The following is a 19469-nucleotide window of genomic DNA, read 5'->3' on the forward strand; positions in this document are numbered from 1 at the left end:
GCAACCTGCCTTGAGTCGATCTGTACGGGTGTGGTCGTGCATCGCGGACCGTCCCGGGCAGGCCGGTCGGTCCGCTCGGGGCCCGGGGGCCCCGTTCGTCAGCGGTAGCGGAAGACGATGCGTCCGCGGGTCAGGTCGTACGGGCTGAGCTCCACCACGACCCGGTCCTCAGGGAGGATTCGGATGTAGTGCTGACGCATCTTGCCGGAGATGTGAGCCAGCACAACGTGCCCGTTCGTCAGCTCGACCCGGAAGTTAGCATTCGGGAGGGCTTCGACAACTGTGCCCTCGATCTCAATGACGCCGTCCTTCTTCGCCATGTCCTCCACTTTTCGCGTGACTGTACTGCCTTCGGCCACGGGGGCCGACGCACTATCCTACGTGAGAAGCAACCCCAAGGCCAATCCGTCAGGCTAGCGGTCCTCCGGGTGCTCTCGCGACTCTGACGTGCGGGCGCTTACCAGGCCAAGCCTCGGCCTTCCCCTACCACTGAGGCCGGCAAGTCATGTGTGCGCCGGTTCCTCCCGGCTCACGGATGGGGGCAGGAAACAGGGTCGCCGGTGGAGCAGGACCGACCGCCGGCAGGACCGGGGCAGGTCAGCCGGCGGGCCTGGGGCAGGGTCAGTCGGTGAGCGGAGCGAAGGGGGCGCCGCGCGCAGTGAGCTCCGCCTCCCCGCCGTCGTGGGCGGTGAGCACCCACAGGCCGGCGTCGGTGACAGCGACGGTGTGCTCCCAGTGAGCGGCGTGGCTGCCGTCGGTGGTGACCACGGTCCAGTCGTCGTCCAGGGTGCGGGTCTTGATGGTGCCCAGGGTCACCATCGGCTCGACCGCGAGGGTGGCCCCGCTGGGCACCGAGGGGCCCTTGGCGGCGACGCCGTAGTTGGGCACCTGCGGATCCATGTGCATCTCCCGCCCGATGCCGTGGCCGACGAAGTCCTGCAGGATGCCGTACTCGTGCACGGGCACGCCCGCAGCGCGGCGCCGCTCCAGCGCCGCCTCCACGCAGTCCTCGACGGCATCGCCGACGGCGAAGAGCCGGCCGCCGGCGCGCAGCGCCGCCAGGCCGTCCCAGAGCGAGGCCTGGGTGTCGTCCATCAACGCCAGGTCGGCCTGGCTCCCCTGCTCCCGGCCACCGACGACCAGGGTGATCGCCGCGTCGCCGTGCCAGCCGTCGACGATTGCGCCGCAGTCGATGGAGACGAGGTCACCCTCCTGCAGGACCCGTTCGCCGGGGACGCCGTGGACGACCTCGTCGTTGACGGAGATGCACAGGCTGCCGGTGAAGCCGTGGTAGCCCAGGAAGCTGGGCACCGCACCGGCGCCGCGGATCGCGTCCTCGGCGGCCGCGTCCAGCTCGCGTGTGGTGGTCCCGGCGACGGCGCCCTTGAGGGCCAGCGCCAGGGTGTCGGCGACGACCAGTCCGGCACGCCGCATGGCGCGCAGCTGGTCGTCGGTCTTGGACTCGATGCGGGGTCCGCGCCGGAACATAGACATGGGCGGCGGATCAGCGGTCGTCGTGGCCGTCGACCGGGCCCGCCGGCGGCGCCACGTGACCCTCGGCGGGACGGCCTACCTTGCCCTCGGTCGACCGTGCCTGCACCGCCGCGGAGAGCGCCTCCTCGATCCGCGTGGTGACCTCCTCGACCGAGCCCATACCGTCAACCTCGTGCAGCAGTCCACGCTCGCGGTAGACGGCTGCCAGCGGCGCGGTCTCTTCGGCGTAGATGCGCATGCGGGCCCGCATGACATCCTCGGTGTCGTCGACCCGCCCCTGCTCCTGAGCCCGGGCCAGGAGGCGCTGCACGACCTCGTCGGTGTCGACGGTCAGCTCGATGACGGCGTCCAGCCGCCGCCCTGCGTCACCGAGCATCTCGTCCAGGGCGTCCAGCTGGCCGGTGGTCCGGGGGTAGCCGTCGAGCAGGAAGCCCACGGCCGCGTCGGACTGGGCCAACCGGTCCTTGACGATCGCGTTGGTGATCTCGTCCGGGACGTAGCCGCCGGCGGCGGTGATCTCCTTGACCTGCCGGCCCAAAGGGGTCTCGTCCTTGATGTTCGCCCGGAAGATGTCACCGGTGGAGATCGCCGGGATGCCGTGGGTGTCGGCGACGCGCGCCGCCTGGGTGCCCTTGCCGGCACCGGGAGGGCCGAGCATGATCAGACGCATCAGCGGAGGAACCCTTCGTAGTCGTGTTGCTGGAGCTGGGACTCGATCTGCTTGATCGTCTGCAGACCCACACCCACGATGATGATGATCGAGGCGCCACCCAGCGGGAAGTCCTGGATCTGCAGGACGTTGAAGGCGATCAGCGGGATGAGCGCCAGCCCGGCCAGGTACATCGAGCCCGGGGTAGTGATCCGGGTGATGACGTACTGCAGGTACTCCGCCGTGGGCCGGCCGGCCCGGATGCCGGGGATGAACCCGCCGTAGCGCTTCATGTTGTCGGCGACGTCGGTGGGGTTGAAGGTGACCGAGGTGTAGAAGAAGGCGAAGAAGATGATCATCGCGACATAGATGACCATGTACAGCCAGTGCGTCCCCTGGCCGGCCATCCCCATCGAGAGGTAGCGGTCGACGAAGGTCACCCAGCCGGGAGCCTGCTGCCCCACGTCCACCGGCCGGTTGAAGTTGGCGACCAGCATGGGCAGCATCAAGATCGAGCTGGCGAAGATGATCGGGATGACGTTGGCCATGTTCAGCTTCAGCGGGATGTAGGTCGAGGTCCCGCCGTACTGGCGCCGCCCGATCATCCGCTTGGCGTACTGCACCGGGATCCGTCGCTGGGACTGCTCGACGTAGACGACCAGCGTCATGATCGCCAGGCCCAGCAGCATGACCAGGACGAAGGTGGTGACGTCGCGCTGGTAGATCGAGGTCAGCGCGCCCGGGAAGCTGGCGGCGATGGAGACGAAGATCAGCAACGACATCCCGTTGCCGACACCACGCTCGGTGATCTGCTCCCCCAGCCACATGATCAGGCCGGTGCCGGCGGTCATCGTCAGCACGATGAGCAGCATGGTGGCGACCCCGTCGTCCTGCAGCACCCGCGCGCAGGTGCCACCGAACAACCGCGCCGGCTCACGGGCGATAGTGACCAGGGTGGACGCCTGCAGCACCGCCAGACCGATGGTCATGTAGCGGGTGTACTGCGTCATCTTGGTCTGCCCGGCCTGGCCCTCCTTCTTCAGCTGCTCGAACCGCGGGATGACCACGGTGAGCAGCTGGGTGATGATGGCTGCGGTGATGTACGGCATGATCCCCAGCGCGAAGATCGACAGCTGGACCATCGCCCCGCCGGAGAAGAGGTTGACCATCCCCAGCACGTTGCCGGACAGCTCGGCGTTGGAGAGGCACTGCTGGACCAGTCCATAGTCGACGCCCGGGCTGGGGATGTGTGTCCCGAGCCGGTAGATCGCCATGATCGCGAGCGTGAAGAGGATCTTCCGACGAAGATCCGGCGTCTTGAACGCACGCACGAAGGCGGAGAGCATTCAGGTCCTCCTGTGGGTCCCCTGGGCGCCACGGGCTGGCCGCGTGGCGGGCACCGGGGAGCGGGCATCGATCCGGATGACGATAACACCCTCGTCGATGGGGGCGATAAGCGTCGGGGTATGTCGTGCGAGTAGTGCTGGCGTGACCTGCGGCTCGGCCCGGGCGCGGTGCGCGGGGGCAAAGGGCCCGCCTGGGATGGAACAGGCCCCGGATCGCGCGTGCGACCCGGGGCCTTGTCCGCGTGCGGTGGTGCTCAGGCCTGCGTGACGGATCCGCCGGCGGCCTGGATCTTCTCCTGCGCGGAGGTGGAGAACTTGTCGGCGGTCACGTCGACCGCCACGGAGATCTCCCCGTTGCCCAGGACCTTGACCGGCTGGCCCTTGCGGACCGCGCCCTTGGCCACCAGGTCCGCGACGCCCACGGTGCCGCCCTCGGGAAGAGGGTGGACAGGGTGTCGAGGTTCACCACCTGGTAGGTGGTCTTGAACCGGTTCTTGAAGCCACGCAGCTTGGGCAGCCGCATGTGCATCGGGGTCTGGCCGCCCTCGAAGGTCGCGGGCACCTGGTAGCGGGCACTGGTGCCCTTGGTGCCGCGCCCCGCGGTCTTGCCCTTGGAGCCCTCGCCTCGACCCACGCGGGTCTTGGCGGTCTTGGCGCCGGGGGCCGGCCGCAGGTGGTGCACCTTCAGCGCGCGGCCCTCGGGGTGGCAGAAGTCTGCTCATTCATGGTCAGTCAACCTCCTCGACGGTCACCAGGTGGGCGACCGTGCGGACCATGCCCCGGAACTCGGGGCGGTCCTCCTTGATGACGGTGTCACCGATCCGCTTCAGGCCCAGGCTGCGCACGGTCTCCCGGTGCATGTGCTTGGTCCCGACGGTGGACTTGATCTGGGTCACCTTGAGCTTAGCCATCAGGCACCCGCCTTTGCCTCGGCCGCCGCGGCGGCGCGGGCGCGCAGCATCGCGGCCGGGGCCACGTGCTCCAGCGGCATACCGCGACGGGCGGCGACCGCCTCCGGCTGCTCCAGGCCCTTCAGGGCGGCCACCGTGGCGTGCACGATGTTGATGGAGTTGCTGGAGCCGAGCGACTTGCTCAGCACGTCGTGGATGCCGGCGCACTCGAGCACGGCGCGCACCGGGCCACCGGCGATGACACCGGTACCGGGACTAGCCGGCTTGAGCATGACGACGCCTGCCGCCTTCTCACCCTGGATCGGGTGCGGGATGGTGCCGGCGATGCGGGGCACGCGGAAGAAGTTCTTCTTCGCCTCCTCGACGCCCTTGGCGATCGCCGCGGGCACCTCCTTGGCCTTGCCGTAGCCCACGCCAACGGTGCCGTCGCCGTCACCCACCACGACGAGCGCGGTGAAGCTGAAGCGGCGGCCACCCTTGACGACCTTGGCTACACGGTTGATGGTGACGACCCGCTCCAAGTACTGGTTGCGGTCGTCCTCACGGTTGCCACGGCCGGACCGGCCGTCGCGTCGATCGTTGCTGTCGCGGCCGCCCCGACGGTTGTCGCGGGCGCCACCGGCGGACGCTGTGTCACCGGTGCCGCGGCGCTGGAAGTCACCAGCCATAGGAATGGTTCCTCTTTCCTTGTCGGATTACAGCGACAGGCCGCCCTCGCGGGCGCCCTCCGCGATCGCAGCCACGCGGCCGGCGTAGCGGTTGCCACCCCGGTCGAACACGGCGGTGTCCACGCCCAGGGCCTGAGCGCGCTCGGCGAGCAGCTCGCCCACGCGCTTGGCCTTGGCCGTCTTGTCGCCTTCGAGCCCACGCAGGTCGGCCTCCATGGTGGAGGCGGACGTGAGCGTCTTGCTCTCGGTGTCGTCGACCAGTTGGACGAAGACGTGGCGCGAGGACCGGTTGACTACCAGGCGCGGACGCGCGGCGGTGCCGGTGACCTTCTTGCGCAGCCGAAGGTGGCGCCGCGCACGGGCCGCAACCTTGGTCTTGGAGCGCTTGACGATCTGTGCCATGGCTTACTTACCAGCCTTTCCGACCTTGCGGCGGATGTGCTCACCCTCGTAGCGCACGCCCTTGCCCTTGTACGGGTCAGGCTTGCGCAGCTTGCGGATGTTTGCAGCGACCTCGCCGACCAGCTGCTTGTCGATGCCCGTGACCGAGAACCGGGTGGGGTTCTCGACCTGGAAGGTGATGCCCTCCGGGGCCTTGATCAGGATGGAGTGGCTGTAGCCGAGCGCGAACTCCAGGTCGCTGCCCTTGGCCACCACGCGGTACCCGGTGCCGTGGATCTCCAGCTTCTTGGTGTAACCGTTGGTCACCCCCTCGACCATGTTGGCGATCAGGCTGCGGGTCAGGCCGTGCCGGGCGCGAGACTCGCGCTCGTCGTTGGGCCGGTGCACCTGCAGGCTGCCGTTCTCGGCCTTGTCCACGGAGATGGGCTGGGCCACGGCGAGCGCCAACTGGCCCTTGGGGCCCTTGACCGTGACGGTTGCGCCGTCGATGGCCACGTCCACACCGGAGGGGATGGTGATCGGAAGTCGTCCAATACGAGACATTATTCGGTGCTCCTTTCGTGCATTCTCAGAGTCACCAGACGTAGGCGAGCACTTCGCCGCCGACGCCCTTATCGGCTGCCTGGCGGTCGGTGAGCAGACCGGAGGACGTGGAGATGATCGCCACGCCTAGGCCGCCCAGCACGCGGGGCAGGTTGGTGGACTTCGCGTAGACGCGCAGGCCGGGCTTGGACACCCGGCGCACGCCCGCGATCGAACGCTCGCGGTTCGGACCGTACTTCAGGTCGATGGTCAGCGTGCTGCCGACTTCGGCGTCCTGCGTGGTCCAGGAGGCGATGTAGCCCTCCGCCTTGAGGATGTCGGCGATGTTCGCCTTCAGCTTTGAGTACGGCATGGAGACCTGGTCCTTGTGCGCCGAGTTGGCGTTCCGGATCCGGGTCAGCATGTCCGCGATCGGGTCGGTCATGGTCATGGGGCTTCGTGCCCTTTCTCATCGCGGTTTCCCCCGGGGCCCACAGGGCCTGGGCGACCTTCGATGGTCAGGATGATTCTGGCTTCGGTGGTGGGATAGGTATGCCGTGCGCGCCGCAGGCTGCTCACCAGCTGGACTTGGTCACGCCGGGCAGCTCGCCGCGGTGGGCCATCTCCCGCAGGCAGATTCGGCACAGGCCGAACTTGCGGTAGACCGAGTGCGGACGGCCGCAGCGCTGGCAGCGGGTGTAGCCGCGAACCTTGAACTTCGGCTTGCGGTTGGCCTTGTTGACTAGAGCGGTCTTCGCCATCGGCTCAGTTCTCCTTGAACGGGAAGCCCAGACGCTTGAGCAGCGCCCGACCCTCGTCGTTGTTCTTCGCGGTGGTGACGACCGTGATGTCCATGCCGCGGACCCGGTCGATCTTGTCCTGGTCGATCTCGTGGAACATCGACTGCTCGTTGAGACCGAAGGTGTAGTTGCCGTTGCCGTCGAACTGCCGCGGCGAGAGGCCGCGGAAGTCACGGATGCGGGGCAGCGCCAGGGACAGCAGCCGGTCCAGGAACTCCCACATGCGGTCGCCGCGCAGGGTGACGTGCGCGCCGATCGGCATACCCTCGCGCAGCTTGAACTGCGCGATGGACTTGCGGGCCTTGGTCACCGCCGGCCTCTGGCCGGTGATGGTGGACAGGTCGCGGATGGCGCCCTCGATGAGCTTGCTGTCGCGAGCGGCCTCGCCGACACCCATGTTCACCGTGATCTTGACCAGGCCGGGGACCTGCATCACGTTGGCGTGGCCGAACTCGGCCTGCAGGGCGGGCTTGATCTCCTCGTGGTAGCGCGCCTTGAGCCGCGGGGTCGCGGTCGGCGTGCTGCTCTCGGTGCTCTCGGTGCTGCTCTGGGTGCTGATCGTCTCGGTCATGCTCACAGGTCCTTACCCGAGCGCACCGCGACGCGGGTGCGCACAGTCTTGTTGCGGCCATCGCGGTCGACAGTCTCGACGCGGGTCGTGATCCGGGTCGGCGTCTTGGTCTCCGGGTCGACCACCATCACGTTGGACACGTGGATGGGAGCCTCCTGGACCTGGATGCCGCCGGTGCTGACACCGCGCTCGCCACCGGCACGGGTGTGCTTGGTGATGCGGTTGACACCCTCGACCAGGACGCGGTCGGTCTCGCGGTAGACCGCGATGACGCGACCCTGCAGACCCTTGTCCTTGCCGGCGATGACCTGCACGAGGTCGTTCTTCTTGATCTTCATCTTCGCCATGGCTCAGATCACCTCCGGCGCGAGGGAAACGATCTTCATGAATCGCTTGTCGCGCAGCTCACGACCCACCGGGCCGAAGATTCGGGTGCCGCGGGGGTCACCGTCGGTCTTCAGGATGACCGCGGCGTTCTCATCAAAACGGATGTAGCTGCCGTCCGGACGACGGCGCTCTTTCTTGGTACGCACGATGACAGCCTTGACGACGTCGCCCTTCTTGACGTTGCCGCCGGGGATGGCGTCCTTCACGGTCGCCACGATGGTGTCACCGATGCCCGCGTAGCGGCGGCCGGAACCGCCGAGCACGCGGATGCACAGGATCTCCTTGGCACCGGTGTTGTCGGCGACGCGCAGTCGCGACTCCTGCTGGATCACAGTTCGATCTCCTACTGCCGGCGGGTTCTCGTCCCGGTGGTGGGGACGAGCCTTGCCGAACGTCGTGGATTGGTATGGCGGTATGCCGGTTAGTTTCGTGTCCCCCGGGGTGGTTCTGCGGGGGGGACCCGGGGGGCGAACGGACCTGGCCCCCGGGCTTGTTACTTGGCCTTCTCCAGGATCTCCACCAGACGCCAGCGCTTGGTGGCGCTCAGCGGGCGGGTCTCCATGATCAGGACGCGGTCACCGACACCGGCCGTGTTGGCCTCGTCGTGCACCTTGACCTTCTCGCTACGGCGCAGGACCTTGCCGTACAGCGCGTGCTTGACGCGGTCCTCAACCATGACGGTGATGGTCTTGTCCATCTTGTCGCTCACCACGTAGCCCTGGCGGACCTTGCGGTAGTTGCGGTCTCCGCCGTGGCCGAGCGAGGCCTGGCTGGGCTCGTGGGCGGCAGTGTTCTGCCCGGAGGTCTCGGCGGCTGCGGTCTCCTGCGAGTCCACCTCGACCTCGGGGTTCTCGGTCGTGTTCTGGCTCATCCTCAGCCCACCTTCTCGTTCTCGTCCGCGCTCTCATTGGCGCTGTGCGGGGCCCGCCCGATACCGAGCTCGCGCTCCCGCATCTCGGTGTAGATGCGCGCGATGTCCTTCTTGACCGCGCGCAGGCGGCCGTGGCTCTCCAGCTGGCCGGTGGCCGACTGGAAGCGCAGGTTGAACAGCTCCTTCTTGGCCTCGGTCAGGGCGTCCGCGAGCGGACCGTCCTCGAGACCGCGCAACTGCTCGGGGGTCAGGTTCTTGGAACCGACTGCCATCAGATGTCACCACCCTCACGCGTGACGAAACGGGTCTTCATGGGGAGCTTGTGCTGCGCCAGGCGCATGGCCTCGCGAGCGACCTCCTCGGTGACGCCGGAGAGCTCGAACATGACGCGTCCGGGCTTGACGTTGGCCACCCACCACTCTGGGGAGCCCTTGCCCGAGCCCATGCGGGTCTCGGCCGGCTTCTTGGTCAGCGGGCGGTCCGGGTAGATGTTGATCCACACCTTGCCACCACGCTTGATGTAGCGGGTCATGGCGATACGGGCGGACTCGATCTGCCGGTTGGTGACATAGGCCGGCGCGAGCGCCTGGATGCCGTAGTCACCGAACGCCAGCGAGGTGCCACCCTTGGCCATGCCGGAGCGGCCGGGGTGGTGCTGCTTACGGTGCTTGACGCGACGGGGAATCAACATCAGGACTGCTCTCCCTCGGTGGTAGCAGGGGCGGCGGCCACCGGAGCGGCCTCAGAAGCAGCGGGGGCCTGGGCATCGTCGCGACGCGGCGCACGGCCACGACGCTCCCCACGCTCAGCGCGCGGGCCACGATCGCCACGGTCCCCACGGCCACCACCGCGGCGGTCGCCACGGTTGCCGGCGGACTGGGCCTCTTCGCGGGCCAGCTCCTTGGCGGTCAGGTCGCCCTTGTAGATCCAGACCTTCACGCCGATCCGGCCGAAGGTGGTCTTGGCCTCGTAGAAGCCGTAGTCGATGTTCGCGCGCAGGGTGTGCAGCGGCACGCGACCCTCGCGGTAGAACTCCGAGCGGGACATCTCGGCGCCGCCGAGACGACCGGAGCACTGGATCCGGATGCCCTTGGCACCGGCGCGCAGCGAGGACTGCATGCCCTTGCGCATCGCGCGCCGGAAGGTGACGCGGGCGGCGAGCTGCTCGGCGATGCCCTGGGCGACCAGCTGGGCGTCAACCTCGGGGTTCTTGACCTCGAGGATGTTCAGCTGGACCTGCTTGGCGGTCAACTTCTCCAGCGCGCCGCGCAGGCGGTCGGCCTCCGCGCCGCGGCGGCCGATGACGATGCCCGGCCGGGCGGTGTGGATGTCGACGCGGACCCGGTCGCGGGTGCGCTCGATCTCGACCTTAGAGATGCCGGCACGGTCCATGCCCGTGGAGAGGAGCTCGCGGATGGCGACATCCTCCTTGACGTAGTCACGGTAACGCTGACCCGGCTTGGTCGAGTCGGCGAACCAGCGGCTGCGGTGGTCGGTGGTGATGCCGAGGCGGTAGCCGTTCGGGTTGATCTTCTGCCCCATCAGCGGGCACCTCCCTTGGCGGTGGTCTTGCGGGGACGCTCGGCGAGCACCACGGTGATGTGGCTCGTGCGCTTGTTGATACGGCTGGCGCGGCCCTGGGCGCGCGGCCGGAACCGCTTCATGGTCGGGCCCTCGTCGACGAACGCCTCCTGGACGAACAGGGCGGCCTCGTCGAAGGCAGTGCCGTGCTGGTCCGCGGCAAAGCGGGCGTTGGCCACCGCGCTGTTGAGGACCTTGAGCACCGGCTCGCTGGCGCTCTGCGGGGCGAACCGCATCAACGCCTGCGCCTCCGGGACGGACTTGCCCCGGATGAGGTCCACGACACGTCGGGACTTCATCGGCGTCACGCGGACGTACCGCGCCACGGCCTTGGCTTCCATGGTGTTTCCTTCGGTCTGGGTAGTCATCAGCGACGGCGACCCTTCTTGTCGTCCTTCTCGTGACCCTTGAACGTGCGGGTCGGAGCGAACTCACCGAGCTTGTGGCCGACCATCGACTCGGTCACGAAGACCGGGACGTGCTTGCGGCCGTCGTGCACGGCCAGGGTGTGGCCGAGCATGTCGGGGGTGATCATCGACCGGCGGGACCAGGTCTTGATGACGTTCTTGGTACCGGCCTCGTTCTGCGCGTCCACCTTCTTGGCGAGGTGGTCATCGACGAACGGGCCCTTCTTCAGGCTGCGAGGCATTGTTGTCTAACTCCCTGCTCAGCGCTTCTTGCCGGTCCGGCGACGACGCACGATGAGGTTGTCGCTCGGCTTGTTGGGCTTACGGGTGCGGCCTTCCTTCTGGCCCCACGGGCTCACCGGGTGCCGACCACCGGAGGTCCGGCCCTCGCCACCACCGTGCGGGTGGTCGACCGGGTTCATCACCACACCACGCACGGTCGGGCGCTTGCCCTTCCAGCGCATGCGGCCGGCCTTGCCCCAGTTGATGTTGCTCTGCTCGGCGTTGCCGACCTCGCCGATCGTGGCGCGGCAGCGGACGTCGACGTTGCGGATCTCACCGGAGGGCATGCGCAGCTGAGCCATCGCGCCCTCCTTGGCGACCAGCTGGACGCGGGCACCAGCGGAGCGGGCGATCTTGGCGCCGCCACCTGGGCGCAGTTCGATCGCGTGCACGACCGTACCGACCGGGATGTTGCGCAGCGGCAGGTTGTTGCCCACCTTGATGTCGGCGGACGGGCCGTTCTCGACCATGTCGCCCTGCTTGAGCCGGTTCGGCGCGATGATGTATCGCTTCTCGCCGTCGGTGTAGTGCAGCAGCGCGATGCGGGCGGTGCGGTTGGGGTCGTACTCGATGTGCGCGACCTTGGCGTTGACGCCGTCCTTGTCCGCCCGGCGGAAGTCGATGACGCGGTAGGCACGCTTGTGCCCGCCACCGATGTGTCGGGTGGTGATACGCCCGGAGGCGTTGCGGCCACCGGACTTGGACAGCGGCTTGACCAGCGACTTCTCCGGGGTGGTGCGGGTCACCTCGACGAAGTCGGCCACGCTGCTGCCGCGACGCCCAGGCGTCGTCGGCTTGTACTTGCGAATAGCCATGTCTAAAAAGTTCCTCTACTCGTCCAGGCTTAGAGCGTGCCGAAGATGTCGATGGTGCCCTCGCGCAGCGTCACGATGGCGCGCTTGGTGTCCTTGCGCTTGCCCGTGCCGAAGCGGGTCCGGCGGGTCTTGCCGGGTCGGTTCAGGGTGTGGACTGATTCGACCCGGACCCCGAAGATGCTCTCCACAGCCCGCTTGATCTCGGACTTGTTCGACCGGGGGTCCACCACGAAGGTGTACTTGCCCTGGTCGAGCAGGGCGTAGGACTTCTCGGAGACGACCGGCGAGAGCAGGATGTCGCGCGGGTCCTTGCTGGTGTTGAAGGCGGGGGTGCTCACTTGCTCTCCTCCTCGGCCTGGCTGGCCGCGCGGGTCCTGCTCGCACCGGACAGGTAGGCGTCTAGGGCGGCCTGGGTGAAGACCACGTCGTCGGCGCAGAGCACGTCGTAGGTGTTCAGCTGATCGGCGAACAGCACGTGCACCTGCTCCAGGTTGCGCACGCTGCGCAGACCGACCTCGTCAGCGCGGTCCAGGACCACGAGGAAGTTGGGTCGGCCGGACAGGGCGCTGATCGCGGTCCAGGCGGTCCGGGTAGAGGGGGTGTCCCCCTCGACCAGGGCGCTCAGGACGTGGATGCGGCCGTGCCGGGCCCGGTCGGAGAGGGCACCGCGCAGGGCGGCCGCCTTCATCTTCTTGGGGGTCCGCTGGCTGTAGTCCCGCGGCTGCGGGCCGTGGACGACGCCACCGCCGGCGAACTGCGGGGCCCGGATCGAGCCCTGGCGGGCGCGGCCGGTCCCCTTCTGACGGTAGGGCTTGCGGCCACCGCCGCGAACCTCGCCGCGGGTCTTGGTGGAGTGGGTGCCTTGGCGGGCCGCGGCCAGCTGGGCCACGACCACCTGGTGGATCAGCGGCACATTGGTCTGCACGTCGAAGATCTCGGCGGGCAGCTCCACGGTGCCGGCGTCACCGCCGGTGGGCGTGTGTACGGAGATGGTGGGAAGTGACATAGGAAGGCTCACGCACCCTTCGCGGCCGTGCGCACGAGGACGACGCTGCCTCGGGGGCCGGGGATGGCACCCTTAATCAGCAGCAGGCCCTTCTCGGCGTTCACGGCGTGGACGGTCAGGTTCGGGGTGGTCTGGCGCACGCCGCCCATCCGACCCGCCATCCGCATGCCCTTGAACACGCGGCCCGGGGTGGAGGCGCCGCCGATAGAACCGGGCTTGCGGTGGTTGCGGTGGGAACCGTGCGAGGCCGAGACACCGGAGAAGTTGTGCCGCTTCATCACACCGGCGAAGCCCTTGCCCTTGGTGGTGCCGGTGACATCGACCGTCTGACCGTCTTCGAAGACGTCAGCGGTGATCTCCTGGCCCAGCTCGTAGGTGTCGGCGTCGGCGGTGCGCAGCTCAACAACGTGACGGCGGGGGGTGACCCCGGCCTTGGCGAAGTGGCCCTTCAGCGGCTGGGTGACCTTGCGGGGGTCGATCGCGCCAAAGGCGATCTGCACCGCGTTGTACCCGTCGGTCTCGGCGTTGCGCAACTGGGTCACGACGGCCGGGCCGGCCTTGATCACGGTGACGGGGACGAGGCGGTTTTCCGCGTCCCACACCTGGGTCATGCCGAGCTTTTCGCCGAGGATGCCCTTGACGCTGCGCTCTGTCGTAGCAGTCATTGGTCTGTGGTCCTTACAGCTTGATCTCGATGTTGACGTCGGCCGGCAGGTCGAGACGCATCAACGAGTCGACCGCCTTGGGGGTGGGGTCGACGATGTCGATCAGGCGCTTGTGCGTGCGCATCTCGAAGTGCTCGCGGCTGTCCTTGTACTTGTGAGGCGACCGGATGACGACGAAGACGTTCTTCTCCGTCGGGAGGGGCACCGGGCCGACCACCGTAGCGCCGGCACGGGTCACCGTGTCGACAATTTTGCGCGCCGAGCTGTCGATGACCTCGTGGTCATACGACTTCAGCCGGATGCGGATCTTTTGTCCCGCCATCGCTTGTCTGACTCTCTCTCGTCGTCCTGCTGGAACATTCGTGGTTACCGTCCCTGCCTGGCCCGGATTCCTCCGACCCCCGCGGTCGGGCGTGTCGCGCCCTCCGCGGACGCGGCTGATGAAAAAGTTCTCTTCATCGGCGGTGTCCGTGCCCGGCTGGTGCCGGGGCTTGCGCTGCCGTCGCCCGCACCGTCCGGCCTGATGATCGAGATCTACCAGGACTTGCCGGGGCGTGCCAGACGGCCGGCGGCGCGCACTCGGATGCGCACCACGCGTCAAGCAACCTGTCTAGTGTGCCACGGATGCGACCATGCGCCCAAATCGGGGTGGGTCAGCTAGTGGCCAGGCGGGTCAGCACCGCCGGATCGACGGGACGAGCATACGGGTCGGGCTCGTCGTCGGGCAGGTCCGGGGAGGCCCAGGCGAGCAGCGCGTGCAGATGCTCGTCGTCGAGCTCACTCTCCCCCTCCCGCAGCGCCGCAGGCACGCCTAGGTCGTCCAGACAGGCGCTGACCCCCGCGGTCTCCCCCAAGGTCAGCGGGAGGTAGTAGGCAGCCCATGCGGCGAGGAAGCCGGCCAGCGAGGTGCCGAGGACGGCCAGGGCCGGGCGCTCGTCCAGCGACACCACTGCCTGCACCACGACACTGCGGCGGGCACCCGCGGGAACCCAGACCCCGAACGCCCCGTCCCCCCCGTCGCTGCCCAGCAGGACCAGCTCCGCGGGGATCACCCAGTCCCAGGAGCGATGGATCGCCGCGGCCTCGACCACCCCAAGCTCCACGTCGGTGCCTAGGAGGGGATAGAGGTGCAGGTTGCCCCTGGCCAGTTCCAGGCCGTCGGTGGCCCGGTACAGCTCGAGGACGTCCTGCGGCAGCGCCCCACCCACCGCGCTCGCAGCCGCAGCGAGGGTCTGCGCAGAGGCACCAGGAGCGGTGCGCACGTCCTTGCCAACGCGGGAGAGCGCGGTGAGCACCTGCGGGACGGTGTGGCTGGGCGAGTCGGTCACGGCTCGACCCTAGAACAGGACGCGGACGGAGGTGCAGGACACGCGGAGCGGGTCACGAGATGTTCACGGGCGGCATACTCGCCGGACACGCACAAGACCCCCGCCAACCTGTGCGGTGGCGGGGGTCTTGAGAACCGTGAGGCAAGTCCGGGGCCTTCCTCGCGGGAAGGTCCCGGGTCAGATCACTTCAGGATCTTGGTGACCCGGCCGGCGCCGACGGTGCGGCCACCCTCACGGATGTTGAACATGAGGCCGTCCTCCATGGCGATCGGCTGGATCAGCTCCACGCGCATGTCGGTGTTGTCGCCCGGCATGACCATCTCGGTGCCCTCGGGGAGGTGCACGACGCCGGTCACGTCCGTGGTCCGGAAGTAGAACTGCGGGCGGTAGTTGTCGTAGAACGGGGTGTGCCGGCCACCCTCGTCCTTGGACAGGATGTAGGCCTGGGCCTCGAACTCGGTGTGCGGGGTGATGGTGCCCGGCTTGACGATGACCTGACCGCGCTCCACGTCCTCGCGCTTGGTGCCACGCAGGAGCAGACCGACGTTCTCGCCCGCACGGCCCTCGTCGAGGAGCTTGCGGAACATCTCGATGCCGGTGACGGTGGTCTTGGCCGAGGTCTCGCGGATGCCGACGATCTCGATCTCCTCGTTGACCTTCAGAACACCGCGCTCGATACGACCGGTGACGACGGTGCCACGACCGGTGATCGTGAAGACGTCCTCGACGGGCATCATGAACGGCTTGTCCAGGTCGCGCTCGGGCTCAGGGATGTACTCGTCCACGGTGTCCATGAGCTCGGCGACGGAGTCGACCCACTTCTGGTCGCCCTCGAGGGCCCTCAGGGCGGAGACGCGCACGACCGGCAGGTCGTCACCGGGGAACTCGTAGGAGGACAGCAGCTCGCGGACCTCCATCTCGACGAGCTCCATGATCTCCTCGTCGTCGACCATGTCCGACTTGTTCAGGGCCACGACGATGTAGGGGACGCCGACCTGGCGGGCCAGGAGGACGTGCTCCTTGGTCTGCGGCATCGGGCCGTCGGTGGCGGCGACCACGAGGATCGCACCGTCCATCTGCGCCGCGCCGGTGATCATGTTCTTGACATAGTCGGCGTGACCGGGGCAGTCGACGTGCGCGTAGTGGCGCTTCTCGGTCTGGTACTCGATGTGCGCGATGGAGATGGTGATACCGCGCTGACGCTCCTCAGGAGCCTTGTCGATCGAGTCGAACGGCGACGCCTCGTTCAGGTCCGGGTACTTGTCGTGCAGCACCTTGGAGATGGCTGCCGTCAGCGTGGTCTTGCCGTGGTCGATGTGACCGATGGTTCCGATGTTGACGTGCGGCTTGCTCCGCTCGAACTTGGCCTTAGCCACTGGGTCCTCCTGTTGGACTTCGTTGTGCGATCGTCAACGGCTGGGTACCGCGACGACGTTCATGGGTTGGATGGTTACTTGTGTCTCAGGTCCATCACTCCGCAGGCGGAGTGAGTCAGCTCACTCGCCGCGGACCTTCTTGATGATCTCCTCGGCCACGTTCCGGGGAACCTCGGCGTAGGAGTCGAACTGCATGGTGTAGTTGGCGCGACCCTGCGTCTTGGACCGTAGGTCACCAACGTACCCGAACATTTCCGACAGCGGGACCACGGCCCGGACGATCTTGGCGCCGGAGATGTCCTCCATCGCCTGGATCTGGCCACGGCGCGAGTTGATGTCGCCGATGACCTCGCCCATGTAGTCCTCGGGCGTGCGGACCTCGACGGCCATGACCGGCTCCAGCAGGACCGGGTCGGCCTTGCGGGCGGCCTCCTTGAAGGCCATCGAGCCGGCGATCTTGAACGCCATCTCCGAGGAGTCGACGTCGTGGTAGGCACCGTCGATCAGGGTGGCCTTGACACCCACGAGGGGGTAGCCGGCCAGGATGCCCAGCTGCATCGCGTCCTGGATGCCCTGGTCCACCGAGGGGATGTACTCGCGCGGGATGCGGCCACCGGTCACCGAGTTGTCGAAGGTGTAGAGCTCGCCCTCGGCGGTGTCCATCGGCTCGATGCTGATCTGGACCTTGGCGAACTGGCCGGAGCCGCCGGTCTGCTTCTTGTGGGTGTAGTCCAGCTTCTCGACCGTGCGGCGGATGGTCTCGCGGTAGGCCACCTGCGGGGCGCCCACGTTGGCCTCGACCTTGAACTCGCGCTTCATCCGGTCCACCAGGATGTCCAGGTGCAGCTCGCCCATCCCGCCGATGACGGTCTGGCCGGTCTCCTCATCCAGGCGGACGGTGAAGGTCGGGTCCTCCTGGGCCAGCTTCTGGATCGCGGTGCCCAGCTTCTCCTGGTCGCCCTTCGTCTTGGGCTCGATCGCGACGTGGATGACCGGCTCCGGGAAGGTCATCGACTCCAGGATGATCGGCTCGCTCATGTCGCACAGGGTGTCACCGGTGGTGGTGTCCTTCAGCCCGATGACGGCGTAGATGTGGCCCGCGGAGACCTTCTCGACCGGGTTCTCCTTGTTGGCGTGCATCTGGAACAGCTTGCCCAGGCGCTCACGCTTGCCCTTGGTCGCGTTCATCACCGCCTGGCCGGCGGAGATCTCGCCGGAGTAGACCCGGATGTAGGTCAGGGTGCCGAAGAAGGGGTGCGTGGCGATCTTGAACGCCAGCGCCGCGAACGGCTCCTCGGTGCTCGGCGCGCGGCTGATCACCGTCTCCTCATCGCCCGGCTTCAGACCCTCGGTCGGGGGCAGGTCCAGCGGGGAGGGCAGGTAGTCCACGATCGCGTCCAGCAGCGGCTGGACACCCTTGTTCTTGAAGGCGGTGCCGCAGAAGACCGGGTTGACCTCGCCGGCCAGGGTCAGCGCGCGCACACCCTTCTTGATCTCCTCCTCGGTCAGCTCCTCGCCGCCCAGGTACTTCTCCAGCAGCTCCTCGTCCGCCTCGGCAACCTTCTCGACCAGGGCGTTGCGGTACTCCTCCGCCTTCTCCTGCAGGTCGGCCGGGATCTCGCCGGTGTCGTAGGCCTCGCCCAGGGCGGTGTCCAGGGACCAGGTCAGCGCCTTCATGGTGAGCAGGTCGACCACGCCGACGAAGTCGGACTCAGCGCCGATGGGCAGCTGCATCACGAGCGGGCTGGCGCCCAGACGGTCCACCATGGTCTGCACGGAGAAGTAGAAGTCCGCGCCCATCTTGTCCATCTTGTTGATGAAGCACATGCGCGGGACGCCGTACTTGTCGGCCTGGCGCCACACGGTCTCGGACTGGGGCTCGACACCCTCCTTGCCGTCGAAGACGGCGACCGCGCCGTCCAGGACGCGCAGGTTGCGCTCCACCTCGACGGTGAAGTCGACGTGGCCGGGCGTGTCGATCAGGTTGATCTGCGTGCCGTGCCAGAAGCTGGTGACGGCTGCGGAGGTGATGGTGATCCCCCGCTCCTTCTCCTGCTCCATCCAGTCAGTGGTCGAGGCGCCGTCGTGCGTCTCGCCCATCTTGTGGTTGCGACCCGTGTAGAACAGGATCCGCTCGGTGGTCGTCGTCTTGCCGGCATCGATGTGCGCCATGATGCCGATGTTGCGAACCTTGCGTAGGTCCGTCAGGACGTCCTGTGCCACAGTCTCTTCTCTCTGCTGCTCTGTGCGTGGTCAGTGGTGGGTCTGGTGCTGGGTGGCGGGCCTACCGAGGTATGCGGGGCAGGCGACGGGAGGTGAGGGGCGTGCTCTCCGCACACCATCCCTCACCTCCCGGTCATCACCAGCGGTAGTGCGCGAACGCCTTGTTGGCGTCAGCCATCTTGTGGGTGTCCTCGCGACGCTTCACCGCGGCGCCCAGGCCGTTGCTCGCGTCGAGGATCTCGTTCATCAGCCGCTCGGTCATCGTCTTCTCGCGGCGCTGCCGGGCGTAGCCGGTCAGCCAGCGCAGGGCGAGGGTGGTCGACCGGCCCGGCTTGACCTCGATCGGGACCTGGTAGGTCGCACCGCCGACGCGGCGGGACTTGACCTCCAGGCTGGGCTTGACGTTGTCCAGCGCGCGCTTGAGCGTCTGCACCGGGTCGGTGCCGCTCTTGGCGCGGCAGCCCTCGAGGGCACCGTAGACGATGCGCTCGGCGGTCGACTTCTTGCCGTCGGTGAGGATCTTGTTGACCAGCTGGGTGACCAGCTGGCTGCCGTAGACCGGGTCCTGGATCAGGGGGCGCTTGGGAGCGGGGCCCTTACGAGGCATTACTTCTTCTCCTTCTTGGCGCCGTACCGGGAGCGGGCCTGGTTGCGGCCCTTGACGCCCTGGGTGTCCAGGGAGCCGCGGATGATCTTGTAGCGCACGCCGGGCAGGTCCTTCACGCGGCCGCCGCGGACGAGCACGATCGAGTGCTCCTGCAGGTTGTGGCCGACGCCCGGGATGTAGGCCGTCACCTCGACGCCACTGGTCAGGCGCACACGGGCGACCTTGCGCAGGGCGGAGTTCGGCTTCTTGGGGGTGGTCGTGTAGACGCGGGTGCAGACGCCACGGCGCTGCGGGTTGCCCTTGAGGGCGGGCGAGTCGCTCTTCTTGACCTTGTCGGCCCGGCCCTTGCGGACAAGCTGGTTGATCGTAGGCACTGAATCTCTCTCAGTCGTCGTCGTTGTCTGTGCTCTTGCCGCGGTGTGGACCGCAGGTCGCACTCCTTGGGTTGTGCCTGCCTTTCACACCCGAGGTCGGGCGTGTGGGACACGCTGCTCTCCCCTGCACTTTCCGGACCGGCCCGCCCGCGAGGCATGATGTGCGTTCACGAGGGTGGGCCGG

The 19469-nt window shown here is 67.7% G+C and carries 29 protein-coding genes and 1 pseudogene; all 30 read right to left on the reverse strand.

Translation table 11 applies throughout. The features are described from left to right. Positions 1-98: 98 nt before the first annotated feature. The 30 genes and pseudogenes from infA to rpsL all read right to left on the reverse strand — a co-directional run bounded on the left by infA (position 99) and on the right by rpsL (position 19285). The gene (infA, locus tag FY030_RS11840) at positions 99-320 is read right to left on the reverse strand and encodes a translation initiation factor IF-1 (protein ID WP_022925313.1); all 222 of its coding nucleotides are present in this window, start codon (positions 318-320) and stop codon (positions 99-101) included. Positions 321-621: 301 nt separating this feature from the next. Continuing rightward, positions 622-1494 carry a type I methionyl aminopeptidase gene (gene map, locus FY030_RS11845; protein ID WP_158061682.1) on the reverse strand — a complete coding sequence of 291 codons (873 nt, stop codon included), beginning with the start codon at positions 1492-1494 and terminating at the stop codon, positions 622-624. 10 nt (positions 1495-1504) lie between these two features. Next, a complete protein-coding gene (locus tag FY030_RS11850) occupies positions 1505-2164 on the reverse strand; it encodes an adenylate kinase (protein ID WP_158061683.1) in 660 nt (219 codons plus the stop codon). Continuing rightward, positions 2164-3489 (reverse strand): preprotein translocase subunit SecY, encoded by a 1326-nt coding sequence (gene secY, locus FY030_RS11855; protein ID WP_158061684.1) that lies wholly within the window; start codon positions 3487-3489, stop codon positions 2164-2166. Before secY ends, FY030_RS11850 begins: the two co-directional genes overlap by 1 nt. Before the next feature lie 254 nt (positions 3490-3743). Beyond that, positions 3744-4177 (reverse strand): annotated as a pseudogene (gene rplO / locus FY030_RS11860) (50S ribosomal protein L15). A 40-nt stretch (positions 4178-4217) separates the two neighbouring features. Further along, complete coding sequence (rpmD, locus tag FY030_RS11865) at positions 4218-4400, reverse strand: 50S ribosomal protein L30 (protein ID WP_131105548.1); 183 nt, start codon at positions 4398-4400, stop codon at positions 4218-4220. Beyond that, a complete protein-coding gene (rpsE, locus tag FY030_RS11870) occupies positions 4400-5068 on the reverse strand; it encodes a 30S ribosomal protein S5 (RefSeq protein WP_158061685.1) in 669 nt (222 codons plus the stop codon). Before rpsE ends, rpmD begins: the two co-directional genes overlap by 1 nt. Positions 5069-5095: 27 nt before the next feature. Beyond that, entirely contained in the window at positions 5096-5470 is a 375-nt protein-coding gene (rplR, locus tag FY030_RS11875) for a 50S ribosomal protein L18 (protein WP_158061686.1), read from the reverse strand. Between the two features lie 3 nt (positions 5471-5473). Continuing rightward, positions 5474-6013 carry a 50S ribosomal protein L6 gene (rplF, locus tag FY030_RS11880; RefSeq protein WP_158061687.1) on the reverse strand — a complete coding sequence of 180 codons (540 nt, stop codon included), beginning with the start codon at positions 6011-6013 and terminating at the stop codon, positions 5474-5476. Positions 6014-6044: 31 nt separating this feature from the next. After that, positions 6045-6443: a 30S ribosomal protein S8 gene (gene rpsH, locus FY030_RS11885; RefSeq protein ID WP_158061688.1), complete on the reverse strand. Its 399-nt coding sequence runs from the start codon at positions 6441-6443 to the stop codon at positions 6045-6047. Positions 6444-6567: 124 nt separating this feature from the next. Continuing rightward, on the reverse strand, positions 6568-6753 hold the full coding sequence (locus FY030_RS11890) for a type Z 30S ribosomal protein S14 (RefSeq protein ID WP_109473932.1): 186 nt from the start codon (positions 6751-6753) through the stop codon (positions 6568-6570). A gap of 4 nt (positions 6754-6757) precedes the next feature. Continuing rightward, on the reverse strand, positions 6758-7363 hold the full coding sequence (gene rplE / locus FY030_RS11895; RefSeq protein ID WP_158061689.1) for a 50S ribosomal protein L5: 606 nt from the start codon (positions 7361-7363) through the stop codon (positions 6758-6760). Between the two features lie 2 nt (positions 7364-7365). After that, positions 7366-7710 carry a 50S ribosomal protein L24 gene (gene rplX, locus FY030_RS11900; protein ID WP_238348257.1) on the reverse strand — a complete coding sequence of 115 codons (345 nt, stop codon included), beginning with the start codon at positions 7708-7710 and terminating at the stop codon, positions 7366-7368. 3 nt (positions 7711-7713) lie between these two features. Then, positions 7714-8082: a 50S ribosomal protein L14 gene (gene rplN, locus FY030_RS11905; protein ID WP_131105555.1), complete on the reverse strand. Its 369-nt coding sequence runs from the start codon at positions 8080-8082 to the stop codon at positions 7714-7716. 161 nt (positions 8083-8243) lie between these two features. After that, a complete protein-coding gene (gene rpsQ / locus FY030_RS11910; protein ID WP_158061690.1) occupies positions 8244-8621 on the reverse strand; it encodes a 30S ribosomal protein S17 in 378 nt (125 codons plus the stop codon). A gap of 2 nt (positions 8622-8623) precedes the next feature. Next, positions 8624-8893, reverse strand: coding sequence for a 50S ribosomal protein L29 (rpmC, locus tag FY030_RS11915; RefSeq protein WP_158061691.1), 270 nt, complete (start codon positions 8891-8893; stop codon positions 8624-8626). Continuing rightward, complete coding sequence (gene rplP / locus FY030_RS11920; protein ID WP_158061692.1) at positions 8893-9312, reverse strand: 50S ribosomal protein L16; 420 nt, start codon at positions 9310-9312, stop codon at positions 8893-8895. Before rplP ends, rpmC begins: the two co-directional genes overlap by 1 nt. Further along, positions 9312-10163: a 30S ribosomal protein S3 gene (rpsC, locus tag FY030_RS11925; RefSeq protein ID WP_158061693.1), complete on the reverse strand. Its 852-nt coding sequence runs from the start codon at positions 10161-10163 to the stop codon at positions 9312-9314. The genes rplP and rpsC overlap by 1 nt, the downstream gene beginning before the upstream one ends. Continuing rightward, positions 10163-10543, reverse strand: coding sequence for a 50S ribosomal protein L22 (rplV, locus tag FY030_RS11930; RefSeq protein WP_158062810.1), 381 nt, complete (start codon positions 10541-10543; stop codon positions 10163-10165). The genes rpsC and rplV overlap by 1 nt, the downstream gene beginning before the upstream one ends. Before the next feature lie 26 nt (positions 10544-10569). Beyond that, positions 10570-10851, reverse strand: a complete 282-nt coding sequence (rpsS, locus tag FY030_RS11935) for a 30S ribosomal protein S19 (protein WP_141819266.1) — start codon at positions 10849-10851, stop codon at positions 10570-10572. Positions 10852-10869: 18 nt separating this feature from the next. Further along, positions 10870-11706 carry a 50S ribosomal protein L2 gene (gene rplB, locus FY030_RS11940; protein ID WP_158061694.1) on the reverse strand — a complete coding sequence of 279 codons (837 nt, stop codon included), beginning with the start codon at positions 11704-11706 and terminating at the stop codon, positions 10870-10872. Positions 11707-11735: 29 nt separating this feature from the next. Next, on the reverse strand, positions 11736-12044 hold the full coding sequence (gene rplW, locus FY030_RS11945) for a 50S ribosomal protein L23 (protein ID WP_158061695.1): 309 nt from the start codon (positions 12042-12044) through the stop codon (positions 11736-11738). Beyond that, the gene (gene rplD / locus FY030_RS11950) at positions 12041-12712 is read right to left on the reverse strand and encodes a 50S ribosomal protein L4, sunset domain variant (protein WP_158061696.1); all 672 of its coding nucleotides are present in this window, start codon (positions 12710-12712) and stop codon (positions 12041-12043) included. Before rplD ends, rplW begins: the two co-directional genes overlap by 4 nt. Positions 12713-12720: 8 nt before the next feature. Then, on the reverse strand, positions 12721-13377 hold the full coding sequence (gene rplC, locus FY030_RS11955; protein WP_158061697.1) for a 50S ribosomal protein L3: 657 nt from the start codon (positions 13375-13377) through the stop codon (positions 12721-12723). Positions 13378-13390: 13 nt separating this feature from the next. Beyond that, positions 13391-13699: a 30S ribosomal protein S10 gene (rpsJ, locus tag FY030_RS11960; RefSeq protein WP_006502853.1), complete on the reverse strand. Its 309-nt coding sequence runs from the start codon at positions 13697-13699 to the stop codon at positions 13391-13393. A gap of 331 nt (positions 13700-14030) precedes the next feature. Beyond that, positions 14031-14705, reverse strand: coding sequence for an SMI1/KNR4 family protein (locus FY030_RS11965; protein ID WP_158061698.1), 675 nt, complete (start codon positions 14703-14705; stop codon positions 14031-14033). A 182-nt stretch (positions 14706-14887) separates the two neighbouring features. Beyond that, a complete protein-coding gene (gene tuf / locus FY030_RS11970) occupies positions 14888-16081 on the reverse strand; it encodes an elongation factor Tu (RefSeq protein ID WP_158061699.1) in 1194 nt (397 codons plus the stop codon). 120 nt (positions 16082-16201) lie between these two features. Continuing rightward, positions 16202-18304 carry an elongation factor G gene (gene fusA, locus FY030_RS11975; protein ID WP_158061700.1) on the reverse strand — a complete coding sequence of 701 codons (2103 nt, stop codon included), beginning with the start codon at positions 18302-18304 and terminating at the stop codon, positions 16202-16204. Positions 18305-18440: 136 nt separating this feature from the next. Next, on the reverse strand, positions 18441-18911 hold the full coding sequence (gene rpsG, locus FY030_RS11980; protein ID WP_158061701.1) for a 30S ribosomal protein S7: 471 nt from the start codon (positions 18909-18911) through the stop codon (positions 18441-18443). Continuing rightward, a complete protein-coding gene (rpsL, locus tag FY030_RS11985) occupies positions 18911-19285 on the reverse strand; it encodes a 30S ribosomal protein S12 (protein ID WP_158061702.1) in 375 nt (124 codons plus the stop codon). The genes rpsG and rpsL overlap by 1 nt, the downstream gene beginning before the upstream one ends. Between the last annotated feature and the right edge of the window lie 184 nt (positions 19286-19469).

It is taken from the genome of Ornithinimicrobium pratense, from assembly GCF_008843165.1.
Taxonomy (GTDB): domain Bacteria; phylum Actinomycetota; class Actinomycetes; order Actinomycetales; family Dermatophilaceae; genus Ornithinicoccus; species Ornithinicoccus pratensis.

Bases quoted from the DNA above. Each gene is read 5' to 3' on its own strand.
- infA (WP_022925313.1), bottom strand. From the start codon at position 320: ATGGCGAAGAAGGACGGCGTCATTGAGATCGAGGGCACAGTTGTCGAA.
- map (WP_158061682.1), bottom strand. From the start codon at position 1,494: ATGTCTATGTTCCGGCGCGGACCCCGCATCGAGTCCAAGACCGACGAC.
- FY030_RS11850 (WP_158061683.1), bottom strand. From the start codon at position 2,164: ATGCGTCTGATCATGCTCGGCCCTCCCGGTGCCGGCAAGGGCACCCAG.
- secY (WP_158061684.1), bottom strand. From the start codon at position 3,489: ATGCTCTCCGCCTTCGTGCGTGCGTTCAAGACGCCGGATCTTCGTCGG.
- rpmD (WP_131105548.1), bottom strand. From the start codon at position 4,400: ATGGCTAAGCTCAAGGTGACCCAGATCAAGTCCACCGTCGGGACCAAG.
- rpsE (WP_158061685.1), bottom strand. From the start codon at position 5,068: ATGGCTGGTGACTTCCAGCGCCGCGGCACCGGTGACACAGCGTCCGCC.
- rplR (WP_158061686.1), bottom strand. From the start codon at position 5,470: ATGGCACAGATCGTCAAGCGCTCCAAGACCAAGGTTGCGGCCCGTGCG.
- rplF (WP_158061687.1), bottom strand. From the start codon at position 6,013: ATGTCTCGTATTGGACGACTTCCGATCACCATCCCCTCCGGTGTGGAC.
- rpsH (WP_158061688.1), bottom strand. From the start codon at position 6,443: ATGACCATGACCGACCCGATCGCGGACATGCTGACCCGGATCCGGAAC.
- FY030_RS11890 (WP_109473932.1), bottom strand. From the start codon at position 6,753: ATGGCGAAGACCGCTCTAGTCAACAAGGCCAACCGCAAGCCGAAGTTC.
- rplE (WP_158061689.1), bottom strand. From the start codon at position 7,363: ATGACCGAGACGATCAGCACCCAGAGCAGCACCGAGAGCACCGAGAGC.
- rplX (WP_238348257.1), bottom strand. From the start codon at position 7,710: ATGGCGAAGATGAAGATCAAGAAGAACGACCTCGTGCAGGTCATCGCC.
- rpsQ (WP_158061690.1), bottom strand. From the start codon at position 8,621: ATGAGCCAGAACACGACCGAGAACCCCGAGGTCGAGGTGGACTCGCAG.
- rpmC (WP_158061691.1), bottom strand. From the start codon at position 8,893: ATGGCAGTCGGTTCCAAGAACCTGACCCCCGAGCAGTTGCGCGGTCTC.
- rplP (WP_158061692.1), bottom strand. From the start codon at position 9,312: ATGTTGATTCCCCGTCGCGTCAAGCACCGTAAGCAGCACCACCCCGGC.
- rpsC (WP_158061693.1), bottom strand. From the start codon at position 10,163: ATGGGGCAGAAGATCAACCCGAACGGCTACCGCCTCGGCATCACCACC.
- rplV (WP_158062810.1), bottom strand. From the start codon at position 10,543: ATGGAAGCCAAGGCCGTGGCGCGGTACGTCCGCGTGACGCCGATGAAG.
- rpsS (WP_141819266.1), bottom strand. From the start codon at position 10,851: ATGCCTCGCAGCCTGAAGAAGGGCCCGTTCGTCGATGACCACCTCGCC.
- rplB (WP_158061694.1), bottom strand. From the start codon at position 11,706: ATGGCTATTCGCAAGTACAAGCCGACGACGCCTGGGCGTCGCGGCAGC.
- rplD (WP_158061696.1), bottom strand. From the start codon at position 12,712: ATGTCACTTCCCACCATCTCCGTACACACGCCCACCGGCGGTGACGCC.
- rplC (WP_158061697.1), bottom strand. From the start codon at position 13,377: ATGACTGCTACGACAGAGCGCAGCGTCAAGGGCATCCTCGGCGAAAAG.
- rpsJ (WP_006502853.1), bottom strand. From the start codon at position 13,699: ATGGCGGGACAAAAGATCCGCATCCGGCTGAAGTCGTATGACCACGAG.
- rpsG (WP_158061701.1), bottom strand. From the start codon at position 18,911: ATGCCTCGTAAGGGCCCCGCTCCCAAGCGCCCCCTGATCCAGGACCCG.